The 3,007-nt window shown below is 63.4% G+C and carries 3 protein-coding genes; all 3 read right to left on the reverse strand.

Annotated features, from left to right (window positions below):
* Positions 1-150 precede the first annotated feature (150 nt).
* A complete protein-coding gene (locus ABWY06_RS25150) occupies positions 151-1,107 on the reverse strand; it encodes a peptidylprolyl isomerase (RefSeq protein ID WP_353928322.1) in 957 nt (318 codons plus the stop codon).
* Positions 1,108-1,118: 11 nt separating this feature from the next.
* Positions 1,119-2,669, reverse strand: a complete 1,551-nt coding sequence (locus ABWY06_RS25155; protein WP_353928323.1) for a cytochrome c/ABC transporter substrate-binding protein — start codon at positions 2,667-2,669, stop codon at positions 1,119-1,121.
* 9 nt (positions 2,670-2,678) lie between these two features.
* Positions 2,679-3,007, reverse strand: a 329-nt coding sequence (locus ABWY06_RS25160; protein ID WP_353928324.1) for an SCO family protein, incomplete at its 5' end; no start/stop codon positions are given.

A 3,007-nucleotide genomic window follows, 5' to 3' on the forward strand; every position in this document is an offset into this window, starting at 1 on the left:
CACTTCATGCCAGACTGAGCGCCGGTTTTCGACCGCTTCATCTCTATGATTTTCATGAAAAATACTTTTCGTTCAGGAACCTCGTCCCCCAAAGGCGGGGAAGCGCTTGGAATTGCCCCTGAAGCTTTCCCCACATTTGGGGGGGAACCTTCAATCGTCGTCAATCCGCTCGATTCGATTGCTTGATCGCAACTGCCCCAGAACTTGTAGACGAGCCTGGGACTTTTGCTGTCGGGCAAGGTAAGCCCGAACCATTTCAAGTCCCTGAGCTTCTGAGACATCGGCCGCCTCCTGGTGGTTCTGTAGGTAGATCAAATGCCAGCCCAACGGTGTGCGCACTGGCGCGCTGACGGATCCCGGCGCCAGCGCAAATGCCGCGGCTTCGAATTCCGGCATCATGCGCCCACGGGGAAAATAGCCCAGATCCCCGCCTTCGGTGGCGGAAGCATCTTCGGAGCCGGCCCGGGCAACGCTGGCAAAGTCCTCGCCCTGGCTGATTTTCACCCGCATCTCCTCTAAGCGTAGCCGGGCGGCTTCAACGGTGGCGGCATCGGCGCCCTGAGGCACTTTGACCAGGATGTGCCGCGCCTGGATTTGCTCGGGTGTGCTCATTTCGGCGCGGTGTTGCTCGTAGAACGCGCGGACCTGTTTTTCGTCCGGCTCAGCCACCTGGAGCAGGTCGGCGAACACCTTTTGCGCCGCGAGCTCACGGCGCGTGTACTCGATAAAGGTGGCTTCGTCGAAACCGGCGTCTTCCAGGCGGCGGGCGAACACCTCGGCCCCACCCATCGCTTGCCGCGTCTGCTCAACCTGGCTTTGTACGACCTCATCGCTGATCTTCACCCCGCGTTTGCGCGCTTCCTGCCACAGCAACTCCTTGTCGATCAGCGCATCCAGTGCTTTCTGGCGCAATTGCTTGTACGCCTTGGGGTTGCGAATGCTGCCCACTGCGCGGCCCTGGTCCTCCAGGTATTCGGCAAAATAGCGCTCGAGACGGAACTCGGAAATTTCCTCGCCATTGACCCGTGCGGCAGCCGGGCCGTTGCTGCAGAAGGCCACGGGGACCCACATCGTCAGCAGAATCAGCAGCGTCTTGAGTTTCATCATCAGCCCTCTTTTCAGGGTGTCACGGCAATCGGTTTGTACGGTGCGACCAGAAAGAAGCGCTGGTCGGGCAAATCTACGGTGACGATGTGGGCACCGCTCAAGCCCAGTCGGCGACCCGGACCGAAGCTGAGCAGCGGGGTCAGCCCGGTGTCGAAATCGTGCAACCCTTCCAGGGCACTGATGAGTTTTTCGCGGCTGGCGTCGCGCCCGGCCTGTTTCATGCCTTCGCTGAGCAGCAGCATCGAACTGTAGGCGCCGACTTGCAGCACCGCGTGCTCACCGCCGAGCCCCTGGTGCTCGCGCAGTTGCGTCAAGGCCAGGCGCCCGGCCAGCGTCCAGTCACTGGGCACGAACGGATAGGCCAGAAACACCCGCCGGGAAAACCCGCTGGGCAATTGAAACAGGTCACCTGCCACCTGATTCGACGCGGCGAACAGGTAAGGCACCTGCCCCGCCGTTTGCAGGCGCTCGGCGAAGCGACTGAAACCGACGCCGCTGCCCAGGTAAAACACCGATCGCGAGCCCAGCGGCAACTCGTCCTGCGCCGAGTTGTAGGCCTGCAGCCGCACTTGCTGCCAGGCGTGATCTTGCAGGTACTGGCCGAGGTTCTGCGCCGTCTGCTGTTGGCTCGGCTCGTCCGGGTAGACAATCAGCGTCGGTCCCTGGAGCAAGCGCAAATTGGCGGCACCGTAGTCGGCCAAGGCGATCAGTTGCTCGCGCAGCCCTGACAGCGGTTCGAAAATCTGCCGACTGGCCGGGGCCATGCCCTGCAACGAGAGCGGCCCGATCAGTGGAATGCCGGCGCGTTCCAGCCGCGTGACCAGTTCGGTGTCGAGCGCAGGCGCCAGGGGTGCGATCAGGGCGAACACCTGTTCCTGCTCAATCAAGCGGTCCAGCGCCTGCTTGGCACTGGCGCGGTCCGGGCCCGGATCGAGGATGGTCAGGCGCAATTGCCGGCCATGGATCCCGCCCGCCTCGTTAATCCGCGCCACGCTGCCCTTGAGCACCGCCGCCACCGTGGCGCCCTCCGTGCTCAGCGGCCCCTGCCTCGGCAACAAGGTGCCCAAGTGCAGGCTGTCGGCGGTCAACCCGGGGTCGCGATCATCGGCCACGCGCTTGAGGTAGGCCGTGAGGTTGCGCTGATCATTCATCGACAGCACGAACCGGGGCATCGCCGGGTCGAGCCGATTATTCGCCGAATCGCGCCCTTCCTGGATCGCCCGGGCCAATGCGCCCTCGTTGTAGGCCGGGTAATTGCGACCGTTGATCTGCTGCTGCCCGTAACTGCTGGAGAGCCGCGACCAGCTGATGTCCGGCGGCCGTACCCCGCCTTCGGGTCGCCCCTGGGCATCGGCGCCATGGCAATTGGCGCAGGGCAGGCTGGTGGCGGGCAGCAACATGTCCGCCGCGCCCACCCGCGCCATGATCGGCTCACCGCTTGCCGACACGCCCTCACGATACAGCCGTTTACCGGCGCTTTCGCTGGGGCTCAGCGGCAACGCATTGGCGGTGAGATTGATGCCGCCAATCAGTAGCAGGCCGAGGACGAGGGCAATGTTCATGGCGCGTGCTCAACGACTGGCCACGGGCATTGTCAGCAACTGCAAGCGCTGGGCAATGGCGGCGGCCGGTGCATCGGGACGGATCTTGCTCCAGCGCTTGTTGGCCACGTCACCGACAATCAGCTGCGTCGAGTGCTGCTCGGGAGTCGGCACAATCTGGCCGATGCGCCCCAGTACAAGGTCCATTTGTGCCTTGTCGCCGGTGAGAAAAAGCCAGTGGGGGCCATCGACGCCCTGCTTCAAGGTGTAAGCCTTGAGTACCGCCGGCGTATCGCGCAGCGGATCACTGGTAAGGGAGATAAAGGTGATGCCATCAGCCTTGTCGCCCAGCACCTCAC

The organism is Pseudomonas sp. (assembly GCF_040514055.1).
GTDB lineage: Bacteria > Pseudomonadota > Gammaproteobacteria > Pseudomonadales > Pseudomonadaceae > Aquipseudomonas.

Excerpts from the sequence above, each read along its gene's own strand:
- ABWY06_RS25155 (WP_353928323.1), bottom strand. The coding sequence starts at position 2,669 with ATGAACATTGCCCTCGTCCTCGGCCTGCTACTGATTGGCGGCATCAAT.
- ABWY06_RS25150 (WP_353928322.1), bottom strand. The coding sequence starts at position 1,107 with ATGATGAAACTCAAGACGCTGCTGATTCTGCTGACGATGTGGGTCCCC.